At 41.4% G+C, this 14965-nt stretch carries 16 protein-coding genes; 10 read left to right on the plus strand and 6 right to left on the minus strand.

Annotated elements, in window-relative coordinates:
• Positions 1 to 9 precede the first annotated feature (9 nt).
• The 3 genes from BUC17_RS05775 to BUC17_RS05785 all read right to left on the minus strand — a co-directional run bounded on the left by BUC17_RS05775 (position 10) and on the right by BUC17_RS05785 (position 3416).
• Positions 10 to 438 carry a hypothetical protein gene (locus BUC17_RS05775; RefSeq protein WP_073362515.1) on the minus strand — a complete coding sequence of 143 codons (429 nt, stop codon included), beginning with the start codon at positions 436 to 438 and terminating at the stop codon, positions 10 to 12.
• 303 nt (positions 439 to 741) lie between these two features.
• A complete protein-coding gene (locus tag BUC17_RS05780; protein ID WP_073362517.1) occupies positions 742 to 1380 on the minus strand; it encodes a putative polyvalent protein kinase domain-containing protein in 639 nt (212 codons plus the stop codon).
• A gap of 431 nt (positions 1381 to 1811) precedes the next feature.
• On the minus strand, positions 1812 to 3416 hold the full coding sequence (locus BUC17_RS05785; protein ID WP_159433930.1) for a S41 family peptidase: 1605 nt from the start codon (positions 3414 to 3416) through the stop codon (positions 1812 to 1814).
• Between the two features lie 95 nt (positions 3417 to 3511).
• Here BUC17_RS05785 and BUC17_RS05790 point away from each other — a divergent pair, with 95 nt between their 5' ends.
• Complete coding sequence (locus BUC17_RS05790; protein WP_073362520.1) at positions 3512 to 3892, plus strand: ribosomal maturation YjgA family protein; 381 nt, start codon at positions 3512 to 3514, stop codon at positions 3890 to 3892.
• A gap of 29 nt (positions 3893 to 3921) precedes the next feature.
• Here BUC17_RS05790 and glmM read toward each other — a convergent pair whose 3' ends face one another.
• On the minus strand, positions 3922 to 5310 hold the full coding sequence (glmM, locus tag BUC17_RS05795; RefSeq protein ID WP_073362521.1) for a phosphoglucosamine mutase: 1389 nt from the start codon (positions 5308 to 5310) through the stop codon (positions 3922 to 3924).
• 269 nt (positions 5311 to 5579) lie between these two features.
• On the opposite strand from glmM, the gene BUC17_RS05800 reads away from it, so the two are divergent.
• The 5 genes from BUC17_RS05800 (at position 5580) to BUC17_RS05820 (ending at position 8746) form a co-directional block, all read left to right on the plus strand.
• Positions 5580 to 5951, plus strand: coding sequence for a response regulator transcription factor (locus tag BUC17_RS05800; protein ID WP_073362523.1), 372 nt, complete (start codon positions 5580 to 5582; stop codon positions 5949 to 5951).
• Between the two features lie 2 nt (positions 5952 to 5953).
• The gene (locus BUC17_RS05805) at positions 5954 to 6328 is read left to right on the plus strand and encodes a hypothetical protein (RefSeq protein ID WP_073362525.1); all 375 of its coding nucleotides are present in this window, start codon (positions 5954 to 5956) and stop codon (positions 6326 to 6328) included.
• A 150-nt stretch (positions 6329 to 6478) separates the two neighbouring features.
• Positions 6479 to 7417, plus strand: a complete 939-nt coding sequence (locus BUC17_RS05810; RefSeq protein WP_073362526.1) for a hypothetical protein — start codon at positions 6479 to 6481, stop codon at positions 7415 to 7417.
• Between the two features lie 62 nt (positions 7418 to 7479).
• Entirely contained in the window at positions 7480 to 8091 is a 612-nt protein-coding gene (locus BUC17_RS05815; RefSeq protein WP_073362528.1) for an acyl carrier protein phosphodiesterase, read from the plus strand.
• Entirely contained in the window at positions 8078 to 8746 is a 669-nt protein-coding gene (locus tag BUC17_RS05820) for a DNA alkylation repair protein (protein WP_073362529.1), read from the plus strand. The genes BUC17_RS05815 and BUC17_RS05820 overlap by 14 nt, the downstream gene beginning before the upstream one ends.
• Here the strand turns inward: BUC17_RS05820 and BUC17_RS05825 are convergent.
• A complete protein-coding gene (locus BUC17_RS05825) occupies positions 8738 to 9295 on the minus strand; it encodes a hypothetical protein (RefSeq protein ID WP_143161729.1) in 558 nt (185 codons plus the stop codon). The genes BUC17_RS05820 and BUC17_RS05825 overlap by 9 nt on opposite strands.
• Positions 9296 to 9297: 2 nt before the next feature.
• Entirely contained in the window at positions 9298 to 10245 is a 948-nt protein-coding gene (locus BUC17_RS05830) for a hypothetical protein (RefSeq protein WP_143161730.1), read from the minus strand.
• A gap of 144 nt (positions 10246 to 10389) precedes the next feature.
• On the opposite strand from BUC17_RS05830, the gene BUC17_RS05835 reads away from it, so the two are divergent.
• From BUC17_RS05835 to BUC17_RS05850, 4 genes are all read left to right on the plus strand, one after another.
• Positions 10390 to 11409 (plus strand): SIMPL domain-containing protein, encoded by a 1020-nt coding sequence (locus BUC17_RS05835; protein ID WP_073362534.1) that lies wholly within the window; start codon positions 10390 to 10392, stop codon positions 11407 to 11409.
• A gap of 9 nt (positions 11410 to 11418) precedes the next feature.
• Positions 11419 to 11928, plus strand: a complete 510-nt coding sequence (locus tag BUC17_RS05840) for a hypothetical protein (protein ID WP_073362536.1) — start codon at positions 11419 to 11421, stop codon at positions 11926 to 11928.
• Positions 11929 to 11997: 69 nt separating this feature from the next.
• Positions 11998 to 13818, plus strand: coding sequence for a chloride channel protein (locus BUC17_RS05845; RefSeq protein WP_073362538.1), 1821 nt, complete (start codon positions 11998 to 12000; stop codon positions 13816 to 13818).
• Between the two features lie 161 nt (positions 13819 to 13979).
• On the plus strand, positions 13980 to 14963 hold the full coding sequence (locus BUC17_RS05850; RefSeq protein WP_083544767.1) for a tetratricopeptide repeat protein: 984 nt from the start codon (positions 13980 to 13982) through the stop codon (positions 14961 to 14963).
• The last annotated feature ends 2 nt before the right edge of the window (positions 14964 to 14965 follow it).

Here is a 14965-nt window from a genome sequence, read left to right on the forward strand (position 1 = left end):
AGAAAAAAATTATCGGTTAATCACCGATTGTAAGGCCCATTGGAGGAATCGATCGGCGAGGCAGGGTAAAAATACGTCGCGTCCTGAAACATTGAATGCAGCGCCTTGTGTTGGAAGACTGCAAAAAGGGGCGGGAACTTCTTGTGTGGAAAATCCAGAACGGAATCCAACGGTACGATTGAGGTTCCAAGTGCGGGTATTTAAAGGCGGTACTTCCGCAGCAAATGCAGGACGTAAGGAAGCTGATACCGTTGGTGAATAAAAAATCGAAGAAGGAGCAGGTTGCGGTGTGGGAGTCCCCAACGGAAAACGAAACGTATATTTTGTGGGTGTATTTTCAGGAGAAGACGACAGTACATCAGTAGTTTGCGCAAAAGTAGGCGCAAGGAAAGTGCAACTAACAACTATTTTGAATAAGACTCGACGATCGACTGCCATACGATTCCAATTTTCTATAAAATTAAAATAAAATTAGGAACGACCGAAATACCGTAAGCACCATTGAAACAATTTGAACAAAAAATAAAGGACTAAAACGATAAGAATGACATTCAAAACCTGCCAAACAACTAACCCTACACTGAAATTATTAACTTCTTTTTCCATTATAAATTATTTGTTTTTTGTGGCTTACTAAATCAGAATTGTACCCGTGAATGGATTGCTTTGTGCTAAGGTAGTCTTTTTTAAGAGAAAGAGTAAAACCATAAGGGGTAAAACGAAAAGCTTTTCGTTGCTTTTTTAAATATTCCAGAATTTTCCAGTTAAGTAAAAAACCGTATCTATAAAATACAATATCTCGTTTTTGGTCAATACATTTTCGTCATGTAAATCTTCCAATATGATTCCTAAATCAGCATTGTAATAATCATTATTGCGCACATTTTCAAACCCATTTAAGGTAAGAAATGTCTTTACCTCATTAAGATTGGTAGGATCCGTAATTAAAACATAACGCTGTTTGACAATTGCAAATAAAACCTCACTTTCTCTAGTAAACCCAACAAGTTCATAGGCTGTATCTGGGAAAAAAAAATTATGAAGTAATAGGCTATAAAAATAATCTTTCCATGAACTGTAATAAATACTATCGTTCAATTTGAGCACATGTTCAGTGCCGCTTAAGTAAACCCTTTGCTCGGCGCCTTCACTTACATATTGTGAAAAATCGATGTCCTCAATCCAAAGATTATGGATAGCGATGTAATCGACTAACTTCGTTGTTTCTTGTTTTTTGAAGTGCTTTTCTTTTTCAAGAGTTGGGCCTGCGTTCTTGCCATCGTTAAGGTAACTGGTGATTGATTGGATAGTTGTTCCATAGCTAACCTCGCTCTTTCCTGAAAGGATATTGTATATTTCATCTTTTAAAAGATTTTGCATTCTCAAATATAAGCAAAGATTTTTACAGTTATAGCCTAACTTAGGAAATAGAACAATCACATAGTTGCTTACATTTAAAAACGTGCCTTTTGATCAAATTTCAGTTCACGTAACCTTAGTATGGATTTTGTTTCCGAATTCGAATGTAATAATCTCCACAAAAAATGTTTTTGATATTTAAAAAAATAAAGTGTGGGAAGCTACAATTTTTTGAGATTCGTTTTCAGAATTTACTTTTGATAGCCAATTCCTTCTGTTTATTTTAAAATTGCTCACTTGTTGAGTTAGACCAAATAGTATTCTGATATTTTAGTATTCAAAAAATCAAGAAATCAGCAACTAAGGCAGTTTAAATGTCGCAGGAACAAAGTCGCCTCGCCTCTTTTTCACTACATTGAATTGACCATAATTTACTGAAAAAATCCATTCCCCTACTTCCGTGCCGCATCGCTCACCACCCATTCCATCTCAACATCGCGAGCTTTTACCCGGTCTTCACGCGTCGGTACAATGGGTGTATCCGGGAAAACGCCGCGACCCATCACTTCCGACTGCGCCACAGGTTGGATATGCATCAATCCCAAGCGAACCGAAATTTTGGAATGGGGCAAACGAACTACCGGCATGATACCCGCCACCGTTCCGTTGAAGGCACCCCCCGTTTCTTCACCAACAAAATGGGTGTTCGGACGTTGTTTTAAGGCCGCCGATTCAATACAAGCCGCCGAAAAACTCCCGCCGTTAATCAAGACATACAATTTCCCCGTAAACGCTTGAGCAGCAGGCATAACCGGTCGACTCCCTGTGAGTTTGTACTGATAGCCGCCTTTTGAATTATGGGTAGTGCGCAGATAGGTAAACGCCATATAAAACGGATATCCAACAAAGAAAAAGGGATAGGCTACGGGTGACATATTGGGCAATGCGCCTAACTTCCATAAACTCGTTTTGGAGGTAACCGCAGCGGGTTGCAAAAGTGTAAAAGGTTGATCGGTAAAATAACGGTACAAATTGACGGCATCGGCGACCCGTCCCCCCGGATTGTCGCGTAAATCCAATACCAACGTTTGCAATCCCATTTTACGAATAGAATCAAAGAGTATAGGATACGCTTTCCGATGGCTACTCGCTGAGAAATTTTTTACGCGCAATACAAAAAGCGTTGAATCCAACTCAGAGCGTTTCAAACTCACCGCACACTCTTTGGTGGTTGGGTCATATCCAAAAATACGACGCTCTTTGCGGGTAAGAGGGCGAACTTTTGGCGCTGTTTTCTCAGGCTTCTTGGCTACCACAGCAGTATCCTTGGAGATCTCTTTAACTGCTTTTTGCCCCTTTTTTTTCACTGCTTTGGGTTTGCGTTTCACCCACAAATGATACAGCGAATCGTTTTGTTTAAACACATAATGCAAGCTGTCGCGAACGCCAAACGAAGCGGTAAAATACGTCGGCAATCGACGACCAAACCCCTTGCGGATGTAGGTTTCATTAAATCCGTCGGAAGTAAGCGTTGGACGGTATTGGGCATACAACGCTTGTGGCGTAATATCGTTAATGGATACGATGGAAGCTCCGGGACGGATTTTTTTATGTTCGGACTTGTTTTTGAGCACCACCATTTCACCGCCAATCCACTCTGAAGTAAACTGAGACAAAGGCCCTTCGCCATAGCCTTTGAGGTGTTTTCGTTGGGCGCGAGTCAGCAACGGTTGCGGAAAACTCGTACTCATGTGTCCTTGCCGAACCGATGCGATGACAGGAGCTATGACAAAATAAAAATCCTTGGATGTCATCGGCTGTTGCACCACACGACGAATGCTGTCAAATTGGTGATTGAGCTTATCTTCAGCGATATATCCATGCAAATTCGGATACAAACGCTTCAACTTTTTTTGAATAAAATCAATATCTTCTTGCAGTTGCCCTACAGGAATGGGTTGGGCAATTTGTTTGTTGTAACGTTCCACCGAGGTACAAGAAACCCCCATGCCAAGGATTCCAATTACAACAAACAACAATCTGAATGTTTGGATCATACCTGAATTTTTGGCAATGATACACATTTCATCGGTAGCGTTCAAAATTCTTAACAATCTCTTGCCAAAAAACGAAAAACAAATACCTTTATCCCATGCATTTTGACCGATCTGCTTTTCGCCTTTTTTTACTCTTTTTGGGGATTGAAATTGCCATTGCTTTGTGGGTTCGCGATCGTTTTGTGCGACCCTATCTGGGGGATGTCTTGGTGATTTTTTTACTGTTCTATGGCTTAAAAAGTGTATTGCGACAAACCACCGCTGTCATCGCTACAGCCGTTCTTCTTTTTGCCTTCTGTATTGAATATTTACAGTTTATTAAAGCGATTGAATGGCTAGGATTATCCCACAACCGCATCGCCCAAACAATACTAGGCACCTCCTACTCGACCCACGATTTGCTTTGTTATGGTCTTGGATTTTTGGCCCTTTTCCCACTAGAAAATTTACGAAAAAAACAAAGCCACTCCGCTTGAAGTGGCTTGTTTAATAGATTATTGGCCGATTATACCCCAGCAATACTTTTTAATTCATTCACAAAACGACTGGCCAATGCATCGGCAGCCGCTTGAGAAGGAGCTTCGGTATAAATTCGGATTATAGGTTCGGTATTCGACTTGCGCAAATGCACCCATTCGGTAGGAAAATCGATTTTTACCCCATCAATAGTCGACAAGGGTTCATTGGCATAGCGCTTGGCAATTTCAGCCATGACCCCATCCACATCAATTTGCGGGGTGAGTTCGATTTTATTTTTACTCATAAAATACGCTGGTAACCCCGCTCGAAGTTCGGCCACCGTTTGTTCTAAACCAGCCAAATGGGTAAGAAATAAAGCCACACCCACCAAGGCATCGCGACCGTAATGCAATTCTGGATAAATGATGCCACCATTTCCTTCGCCTCCAATAATCGCTTGGGTTGCTTTCATCAACTCGACAACATTAACTTCTCCAACCGCACTCGCTTGGTACGAACCGTTATGAAACTCGGTCACATCGCGTAACGCCCGTGAAGAACTCATATTGGACACCGTATTGCCTGGGGTTTTACTCAATACATAGTCGGCCACGGCAACCAAGGTATACTCTTCGCCAAACATCTCCCCTTCATTGGTAATAAATGCCAAACGATCAACATCGGGATCGACAACGATTCCAAAATCGGCTTGTTCTTCAATTACTTTTTGACAAATATCGCCCAAATGCTCCTTCAGAGGTTCGGGATTATGCGGAAAATGACCGTTGGGCGTACAATACAATCTGACTACTTCAACGCCCATCTGTTCGAGTAATTTCGGAATAATGATTCCGCCCGAAGAATTCACTCCATCTACGACGACCTTAAATTTCCGTTGGGCCACTTTTTCGGCATCAACCAAAGGCAATTGCAATACCTCATCGATATGAATGTCCATGTAGGCATCATTTTCGGTAACCGTACCCAGTGCATCGACATCAGCAAAATCAAAAGCAGCGGCTTCGGCTATTTCCAAAATTGCAGCTCCATCGGCTCCACTTAAAAACTCCCCTTTTGCATTCAAGAGTTTTAGGGCATTCCATTGTTTTGGATTGTGTGAGGCGGTAAGAATGATACCACCGTCGGCTTGTTCCAAAGGAACGGCAATTTCAACGGTTGGCGTAGTCGATAGTCCAAGGTCAATTACGTCAATTCCCAAACCAACGAGTGTATTGACGACCAATTGATGGATCATCGGACCCGAAATGCGGGCATCGCGACCAATAACGACTTTCAATGCCGTTTTTGGGGTATGTTTTTTTAAAAAAGTTCCATAGGCAGCAGCAAATTTTACAGCATCTATAGGCGTTAAATTTTCACCCACGGCTCCTCCAATAGTGCCGCGAATACCTGAAATGGATTTAATAAGTGTCATGCTTTTTAATTTTTTTAGAGTTGAACAAAAATACAGTTTAAGGCATATAAGCGCTACGAAGGTAAAAAAAGTAATGATTTCTTTATAAAATCCTTGGATAAACAACCGAATAAATCGCTGATTTACATTGGATTTATCAAAATGTCAAATTAATCGAGTTTTTATACCCTACAGCGATTTTTTTTGAGCTCGCCCGCTATCCCCAGTACTTTTGCACCGTTAAACCCTAGTTAAAAACCCCAACAACAGGTCTGTTGTTTGTCAGTAGAATGAAAAAAGTACTCGTAATCGAGGATGATAAAATGATCAAAACCATCCTCAACCACTTACTGGGTAAAGAAGGCTACCTCATTGATTTTGCCATGGATGGCGAAGAAGGTGCCCGGAAATTACTCCACACCGACCCCGATGTCGTGATCACCGATATTCAATTGCCGCATGTCTCTGGAATGACGTTGGTGACGTTGAGTAAAAAATTGAACCCCAACCGACCTGTTTTTGTGGTTTCCTCTTTGGGAAGTGAAACCGAAATCGTGGAAGAAGCGCTTGCGCAAGGCGCCAATGAAGTATTGACTAAGCCTATCGCTTTTGAAGATATCGCCGCAAAAATTAGAAACGTATTACTTTTAGAAGCGGTATAATCATGGCACAATCTCCAGCAGCCCTTCCCTCCTTACATTTTCCTACGTTTGCGTTTGTATTGCTCTGCTGGTCTTTTCCACTTGGAATACTGTCACTTGCCTTTGGCCCCATGTATTGGTTACGCTATGCGGCGCATTATTACACTTGGTCCCCATTGTTGTTTTACAGCCTACAATGGCTCTTGATTTCACTTCTTTCGGGGTTCCTTTTGTTACTTTCCCAACGAACAACGCTCTTTTTGATTAAACCTTCGGATGGATTGATTACTCAGGCTCTTTGGATTTTCCTCACCGCGATCAGTATTTTGGCCATCGGTGGATTACTGTTGGACCCTGAATTGTTCCCTCGGATACAATATAGTCTAACACTTTCTTAGTGCTAAGCCATTCGTTTTCAGCTATTTTTTGACCTAAAACAGACACCCATCGTACTTTTTTGCTCTGTTATCGAGTTTTTTGTCGTTACACCGATTAAATTTTATTCCCACTCCCTATTCGTATACTTTTGAATTGTTAAAATAGAACCCATGCGCGCCTACACGCTATTATCCTTTTACCAACAAATTACAGCCACCGATTGGGGCGCTGTACTCTTACCTGTTTGTGCAGGTTTGGCGGTATTGTATATGGTGTATGCGTTTTTCTTTCGCACCAAAACCACGCCGGAGGCTATTGTTGATCGGCCCGAGCTACAGGTGGCACTGAGTAATTTTCTTTCTGCTTATTTTGCGGATGAATGGGATACGGTAGAATCACAAATAGAAATCGACCATTTTAAACATACGTTTTTAGAACAACCCGACGCTTGTCGCTTGGTTTTACGAAAACTTTTGGCACCCGCCTCTCCCTACCGTAACAAAGCCAATCAATCCAAATTGACAGCACTTGTTAAAGAGTGGAATTTGGACGCCTTTGTCGTTAAAGAATTATCAAGCGGAAACGAAGCTGTAATTTTAGAAACGTTGGAATATGCCAAAGCGATTCCCAGCCTTCAATTAAAAGATACTGTAACTCAACTCGCTTTTTATGGAGCGCCGTCGATACGTATTTCTGCATTAGCTACTCTAATTGAGCTGTGTAATTACCAACCCGATACGTTGCGCATTTATCCTCATGCATTTAGCGAAGAAGAAATGCAAAACGTAGTGGCCTTGTATCGCGAACAAACCCAATGGATTGCTGCACAATTACCAATGTGGCTTGAAGCTACGGAACCTCAATTTTTGTGGTTTTGTTTGGCCTTGGCAAAAGAGTATCAACTCCCCGTGGAGATGCGCACCTTGCAACAACTAGCGTTTCATACACACAAATCCCTTGGGGCTATTGCCATCCATTTGTTAGATGGATATTTACAACCCGAACCGGCAGGTGCTTTGCAACAATACCGTAAAAAAGTGGTGTTGGAACAGCCCTTACCCGAAGCTCCTACGGCGAACGAAAATTCGCTTCAACAAGCAATCAATTAACAAATCTATACTATCAATTCTTTGAAAAGTTGCTATCTTTACCTGAGAGCAACTTTTTTTTTATGAATTTCCTCGCCCACATTTACCTTTCTGGTGCTTCCGATTTATTGCGGATTGGAAACTTTATGGCCGATAGTGTGCGTGGCTCTCAGTACAAGAATCTTCCACAAGAGTTGCAAAAAGGTATTCTTTTGCACCGCTTCATTGATAGCTTTACCGATACTCATCCGTTATACCGTCAAAGCAAACACCGATTGCATGCGAAGTATGGACACTATTCAGGGGTGATCATGGATATTTTTTACGATCATTTTTTAGCAAAAAACTGGAACCGATACTCCGCTACTTCACTCGAAGAATATGCCGCCGATTTCTATGCTTTACTAAAAGAAAAACACAGTTGGCTCACCGAAAAAGCACAACATATGGTGCCCTACATGATTGCTCGAAACTGGTTGGTGAGTTATGCCTCGTTGGAGGGTTTAGAAAAAATTTTATTTCAAATGGACCGCCGCACCCAACAACGCGTACAAATGCATGAGGCCATAATCGAGTTAAAAGAATTTTACAGCGAATTTGAAAACGAATTTTTTGCTTTTTTCGACGAATTGGAACTCGCCTGTCGAGAAAAGCGAGAAACCTTAAACCAACAATTTACCAATGCATCCGCTTGATGAATTGGTGCTTCTTTTTGAACAGCACCAAAATCCTGAAAACGCCGTCCCTATGAAGGCGTATATGAAAAATCATTTTGAATTCTTTGGAATCAAAGCTACCCTGCGCAGGGAGTTGTTCAACCGTTGGTATGCCCAAAACAAAGCATCCATTCAACATAATTTCCGCACCTTTACTTTAGCACTTTTTGCGCAACCTTACAGGGAATTGCACTATTGTGGGATGGAACTTTTTTACAAAGCGGTGAAAAAAAAGTATTCCCCCGAGGATATACAACTCATTGAACATTTGATAGTAACCCATTCGTGGTGGGATACCGTTGACTTTATCGCCAAATATTTGTTGGGCGGGTATTTACAACAATATCCTGAAGCTATTTCAGGGGTGATCGAACGGTTTTCGGCTGCTCCATCGCTATGGTTGAACCGCAGTGGCCTCATATTTCAATTGGGATACAAAGCTCAAACGGACTTCGACCTATTAAAAGCTGAATGTTTCAAACATAAAGATTCCAACGAATTTTTTATCCAAAAAGCCATCGGTTGGGCACTTCGTGATTACAGCCGATTTAATCCAAATGGCGTGCGTGAATTTGTAGAAAATACAAAATTAAAACCGTTGAGCAAGCGCGAAGCTTTACGAAACTTACCGTAACTCCATAGCTCCTAATCGGTACTGATAGGTTTGTTGTTGATGTGCCCCAAACTGTTGCGGAAGTAATTGAAAAAAAACAATCTGCGAAATTGCATATTCTCTCGAGCTCCCGTTTTGGACACAACCAATGGTATAGCCACATGTCCAACTGCGGTAAGTTACTGTATTATATTTTACGCGTTCTGATACCGTAATTTGGATTGGAGCGGATTGCGCCAATTTCTGGAGTAAGGTTGCAATTGGAAGAAGTGTTGGCGTTGGTGACGTAAGGTCTACGACTAAGGTTTCTTCATTAACAAATAAAGCCAAACAAGCGGTTTCCATTTCGTGGCGCAACGATGGTTCGAGACCGGGTTGGGTAAGCTGCTGGAGGTAAAAGAACAATTCTTGAATTTTTATATCTGAATTCTCCTGATAAGCTTGCAAAACAGGCGCTGCAAAAACCTGTTTCAACGATTGTTCGTTGGTGGTTTTCATCGATTCTGTAGCCGCCTGACTCCACACCGATGCACACCATAGAAAAACGATATATACAATGCCGCTGCGCATGCTTACTCTTGTTTTATACGGATCACTTTGAGCTTTCCGTCGGGTTCATTTTTTATATCTACAATTTCCCACCGTTTTAATACCGGCGTGGGTATGGTTAACTTTTGTACAAATTGGGCTTTGTTGTAAAACTCCGCTCCTAACCCTCCTTTCAACATCACCATCACTTCCAAATCTTCCGAAAGAATCTGTTGCAATTGCGTCTTGCGTTTTTGCCAATCGGTGATATCGGCTTTCAAAAAGGCTTTTACCATCATGGCGTAATCATCGGGTTGTAACGCCACTACGGGCGGCGATTGAACCGAGGAAGTTGGGGGAATCTGCACGATTGTATCTTTGTAAAACGGACTTTTCACGAAGACCGTTAGGGGTTTTTCTCTCACTTTTTCCTCAAACTGTTGCGGCGTCAACGGTTGTGCCCCTACGGTTTGGGTTGCATCATACACTTGAACCTCCGAACTGTCCACGGCTTCTTGGGTGTATTGGTTTTGCAATTTTATGGGAGGCATTTTCGTTACTTTTTTTTCAGGCCAAAGAAAATAGGCAACCGCCAACAGAAGCACTCCCATCCCTATTCCCCACAGATATCCTCGTTTTGAACGTTTCGTTTCTTCCTTTGAAACAACTGTTGAACCGATAGTGACAGGTTCAAAAATAAATTCATCCCAACCCGACACGCCCACAAAACGACACAACACATGGAGCATGTTTTTGCGGGGCAACTTTGTATTTGTTTCGGGTTTCAAATGGGTGTAAATCCACTTTTCGCTTACTGTTTCCTTGCATTCCCTTTCCAATAAAGCAATTAGATTCAAAATATCCTGCGAAGAAAACGTTTTCCAGTCCCCTTGAAAATACGGGTAATCCTGACGGTAGCGCTCAAGCACTCGTCGTTTCAATTCCTGAAAATGTTGCATTTCATTCATGCCGCGGATCAAAGGTAGGGCCACAATGAAAATTTCTGTGGAAAGTTCACTGTAAATTCACTGTAAAAATAACCAAATAACTTTACAGTAAAGAGAAAGTCGATTTACTAAAGGTTGGAAATCCAGCCTACTACTTTTGGATCATCAAATTTTAAAAAATCAAATCACATGAACACAAAAGTAATTTTAGCAGCAACCCTTTGCACCACATTATGGGCCACCGCTCAACATTCAGGCAATGCGAATTATACCGAAGCATCGGGCAACGCTAACTACGAACTTCAAAAAGGCAATGCCAACTACGGCAACAATCCCTACAGCGTCAATAGGGTCAATACCCTACAAACCACCTCGAGTACTGAAAATGAAATGGTGATTGTCATCAAAGGGATTTACAACGAAAAAGCAACTACACAAGTCGCCACCTTCAGCGTATTGCAATTGGGAAAATCGGCCGAAGAAGCCACCAATTTAATGGACGAACGCATCAACAATGTCATTAAGGAATTGGATGCCTACAGCAAAGACATAGTGGTGATGACCGATATGATTTCGTTTGTTCCAACGTATGAATATGCGGTAGAGAAAAAAATTTTCAATCCTAAAACCTACAATGAGAAACCTTCGGGCTTTGAGTTGAAAAAAAACCTCATTATTCGCTTTCGCACCAGTCGCGACATGGATAAAATCATCTCCATTTGTGGAAAAAATGAAATTTACGATTTGGCCAAAGTCGATTATGTTACGGTCAATTTTGATCAAATTCGGGCCCAAATGCAACGCAAGGCCTTGGAGCAATTTAAAGAGATGACGGCCAATTATTCGTTGCTCATGAATATGGATTTAAGTAAAAAAGAAAAAATCTTGCAAGAGGGTTTCAACGTGTCGTACCCCATGGAAAGTTACCGTAAATACACCGCGTATGCCCAAGCATCGGCCAATTTCGACCCCAAAAGTTCGGTAAACGACATCAAGAAAAACAGTACCGAATACTACAACCCCGCACTGATGAAAGACCACAGTTTTGTCATCAACGGTGATATTGCCGAACCTTCCATTCAAGCCTTTTACGATTTGACCATTCGCATCAAACTCAAAGAAGACCAACTGCCGAAAAACACCATTATTCGCAACAACCGCTATTATATCGTGACCCCTGCGGGTGATATTAAATTGTTGAATTTATAATAAGCAGTGATGAAAGTCTTTTGGGTATGCATTCTATGGTCCATCCAGTGTTGGAGCCAAGCATCAGGTTCGAGTGAATTTGCCTTCACGCTTTTATTTGATTGGAAATTTCCAGTAGATAAGATCAAATTGTATTTACATGAAAAAAATGGGAATTCCCTGGAAAATGTCCTTTGTTTAACCGACAAAGAAACCAATTCCATTACCGTTATTGGCGGAAATCATTACATTGTGGGGGCTCGATTTTCTTTTCCTACCTTAGTATGTGTTTATGAAGGCTTCGTGTATCGAAATGATATGGGTTTTGAAAAAAACACGCTATTCTACCTCATCACCAACGGCATGGAATCGCTTTCGCTTGAAGAACCTTTGTTTTTTTCTGAAGAGAAAAAAGTTATCGAAGTGAAAAGAAGACTAAAGGGAAAAACTTTTCAAACCGAAATCCTCACACATAAAGATTTGCAATTTCTATCCATGCCTAGTGTGCATATTACCACTGAAATGTTGCGATTAAACTAAACAAAGGGAGCTTCGGTTCCCTTTTTTTTGACGTGAAAAAACGTACCTTTGTCATTCAAGGATTGTAGTATGCCCACCCGAAAAACAGCGACGGTATTATTGTTTTTACGAAAAAATCTTCGCCGCTTAGAAGCCCTCTTCTTTGGGGCCAAAGCAGTGTTGTCGGAACGAAGTTTTTTGTATCTATCCTGTGTGGCTGTTGCAATTTCCTGTGCTTTAGCGGTGATTGTACTTAAACATTTTGCCCATCATGTGTTTTTGATGGCTACCTATGTCAATCAGTATTTAAAACTTCCGTATGCCAACAGTATTTTTCCCATTATTGGCATTGTGTTCACCGTTTTTGTTATTCGAAAATTCTTGGACGGTTCGCTTGAAAAAGGGAGTTCACAAATTCTCTATGCGGTAGCCAAAAAAGGAGGCATCTTACCCAAGAAACAAATGTATGCGCAAATCATCACGAGTTCTTTGACCGTGGGCATGGGGGGCTCGGCGGGACTAGAGAGTCCGATTACCATTACGGGCGCCGCTTTTGGGTCGAATTACGCGCAGAAGTATAAGCTCTCCCAAAAAGACCGCATTCTGCTGCTCGCGTGTGGCGTGGCTGCTGGGATTGGGGCCGCTTTCAATGCCCCGATTGCGGGCGTGTTGTTTGCCATTGAGGTTGTACTCACCGATGTATCGATTTCGGCCTTTATTCCGATTATGATTGCCGCTGCGACAGGGGCTTTGGCCTCCAATGTACTGTTGAGTCAAGACATCTTGCTGAGTTTTAAAGCGATCAAACCTTTTGATTACCATAATATTCCGTATTATATTTTGTTGGGGATTGTGGCCGGATTGGTTTCGGTCTATCATGCGCGTAATTTCCGACGGGTAGAACATTTCTTCCATAGGTATCGCTTGAATTCGTATCGAAGAGCATTGATCGGCGCTTTGATGCTAGCCGTATTGATTTTCTTTTTCCCAACGCTTTTTGGAGAAGGCTATGAGAGTATCAAATCGCTCTCCAATGCCCAACCCGAAGTATTGCTCAACAACACCTTGCTCGAGCCTTTAAAATCCAACGAATGGGTAGTGCTTGCCTTTGTAGGTGTGGTTATCTTCTTGAAATCGATCGCCACGGGACTTACCTTAGGCTCGGGAGGAAATGGCGGAAACTTTGCCCCCTCCTTGTTTGTGGGTTCGTATTTGGGCTTTGTGGTGGCCAAAACCATGGACCTTACGGGAATCCATCATGATTTGCCTTTGGCGAATTTTACGATGGTAGGAATGGCAGGTATTCTCAGTGGACTCTTTCACGCCCCTTTGACGGCCATCTTTTTGATTGGAGAAATCACGGGCGGTTATGACTTAATGGTGCCGTTGATGATGGTTTCCTCGATTAGTTTTGCCGTATCGCGAAAATTTGAAAAACACTCCATGGATGTCAAAGCCTTGGCCGATAAAGGCGAAGTGTTCACGGGCGACAAAGACAAAAATGTATTGTTGGGAATTGATTTTCTTTCCCAAGTACAAACCGAAACCCGAACATTTCAACGCACCGATACTGTGGAAGCAGTCATTGAAGCGCTACAAACCTCAAAACAGTCTTTATTTGCAGTCGTTGACGAAAAACAGCGTGTAGTAGGTATTTTGGATTTTCAACACCTAAAAACATTTATTTTCAACACCTATCGCGTCAAATTTGGCTCGATTGAAGAGTGGATGCAACCCGTCGATACGGTAATCCACCATGACGACGGGATGGAATTGATTATGGAAAAATTTGAGCACGCCCAACGTCCTACCCTAATCGTATTGAAATCGGGAAAATACTATGGCTTGGTCGACAAATGCGCCTTACTCGAAACCTATCGCAGTACGTTGAAAGGACTGGTGATAGAATAATTTTGAATTATGAATTATGAATTATGAGTTATGAGTTATGAATTATGAGTTCGGGGCACTTTAAACAGGAACGTATATAACTTTTACACGCATCTACACTTTTACCCTTTACACTTTTTATCCTCAACAAAAAATCGTAATTTCACCAAAATTATTCGCCTATGTTACGCCATTTTTACACACTAACGTTAGTGTTATTGACTACAGTTACTGTTTCTGCTCAGGATGAAAAAAGCAAAGAAGTCAAACTTTCCGACTTAAATATCGACTTCAAAAAAAGTACGGGAGATGGAATTTGCACATGTATTGACAGTATTCAAACAGGGAGCAAATCCAGGGACAGTATTAACGCTGAAATCAAAGCATGTATTGACGATAAGGTAATGGCTTATCAAATGATCGTCAAACTATCGGATGCCCAGAAACAAGCGGAAAAGTCGGGTGAGAAATCAACGAATGTTGAAATCAACACCAACAAAGAATCCCAATCGTATAAGAAGTATTTTTATGAGTTACAAGAATATTTAATGGACAATTGTCCCGCATTAAAAACCAAACTGGCAATTAATGATCGGATGAGTGAATATTCGTTATCGCGTAATGAAGAAGCCATGAAATTCTACCGAAAAGGATTAGAAGAAACCCAAAAAGGGGACTTTAAAGCTGCAATTTTGAATTATGAAAAAGCAGTGGTTTTTGATCCCAAATTTGCCTTTGCCTATGACAATATGGGTATTTGCTACCGGCGTTTAAACCAATATGACGAAGCCATAAAGGCTTATGAAAAATCCTTAAAAATAGACCCAAACGGTACGATGCCCCTTCAAAATATGGCAGTCGCTTATAGTTATAAAGGAGAATATAAAAAAGCCATTAAAGCTTATGAACGGTTGGCAAAAATTACCCCCAACAACCCCGAAGTGTTTTACGGCATTGGATTAATTTACCACGGCAATTTAAACGATCAAGAAAAAGCGTTAGACAATATGTGTCAAGCCCTTGTTCTCTATTCAGAACAAAACTCAGCCTACCGTACCGATGCCGAACGTGTTATCAGTAAGATATATAAAGTCATGAAAGAAGCCAATCAATTGGAACTGTTTAATTCTATTCTAAAAAAACACAAAATTGGGGTGAATGAGTAAGG

It is taken from the genome of Flavobacterium fontis (assembly GCF_900129405.1).
In the GTDB taxonomy this organism is placed as follows: domain Bacteria; phylum Bacteroidota; class Bacteroidia; order Flavobacteriales; family Flavobacteriaceae; genus Flavobacterium; species Flavobacterium fontis.

Bases quoted from the DNA above. Each gene is read 5' to 3' on its own strand.
- BUC17_RS05775 (WP_073362515.1), bottom strand. From the start codon at position 438: ATGGCAGTCGATCGTCGAGTCTTATTCAAAATAGTTGTTAGTTGCACT.
- BUC17_RS05780 (WP_073362517.1), bottom strand. From the start codon at position 1,380: ATGCAAAATCTTTTAAAAGATGAAATATACAATATCCTTTCAGGAAAG.
- BUC17_RS05785 (WP_159433930.1), bottom strand. From the start codon at position 3,416: ATGATCCAAACATTCAGATTGTTGTTTGTTGTAATTGGAATCCTTGGC.
- BUC17_RS05790 (WP_073362520.1), top strand. From the start codon at position 3,512: ATGCATTTTGACCGATCTGCTTTTCGCCTTTTTTTACTCTTTTTGGGG.
- glmM (WP_073362521.1), bottom strand. From the start codon at position 5,310: ATGACACTTATTAAATCCATTTCAGGTATTCGCGGCACTATTGGAGGA.
- BUC17_RS05800 (WP_073362523.1), top strand. From the start codon at position 5,580: ATGAAAAAAGTACTCGTAATCGAGGATGATAAAATGATCAAAACCATC.
- BUC17_RS05805 (WP_073362525.1), top strand. From the start codon at position 5,954: ATGGCACAATCTCCAGCAGCCCTTCCCTCCTTACATTTTCCTACGTTT.
- BUC17_RS05810 (WP_073362526.1), top strand. From the start codon at position 6,479: ATGCGCGCCTACACGCTATTATCCTTTTACCAACAAATTACAGCCACC.
- BUC17_RS05815 (WP_073362528.1), top strand. From the start codon at position 7,480: ATGAATTTCCTCGCCCACATTTACCTTTCTGGTGCTTCCGATTTATTG.
- BUC17_RS05820 (WP_073362529.1), top strand. From the start codon at position 8,078: ATGCATCCGCTTGATGAATTGGTGCTTCTTTTTGAACAGCACCAAAAT.
- BUC17_RS05825 (WP_143161729.1), bottom strand. From the start codon at position 9,295: ATGCGCAGCGGCATTGTATATATCGTTTTTCTATGGTGTGCATCGGTG.
- BUC17_RS05835 (WP_073362534.1), top strand. From the start codon at position 10,390: ATGAACACAAAAGTAATTTTAGCAGCAACCCTTTGCACCACATTATGG.
- BUC17_RS05840 (WP_073362536.1), top strand. From the start codon at position 11,419: ATGAAAGTCTTTTGGGTATGCATTCTATGGTCCATCCAGTGTTGGAGC.
- BUC17_RS05845 (WP_073362538.1), top strand. From the start codon at position 11,998: ATGCCCACCCGAAAAACAGCGACGGTATTATTGTTTTTACGAAAAAAT.
- BUC17_RS05850 (WP_083544767.1), top strand. From the start codon at position 13,980: ATGTTACGCCATTTTTACACACTAACGTTAGTGTTATTGACTACAGTT.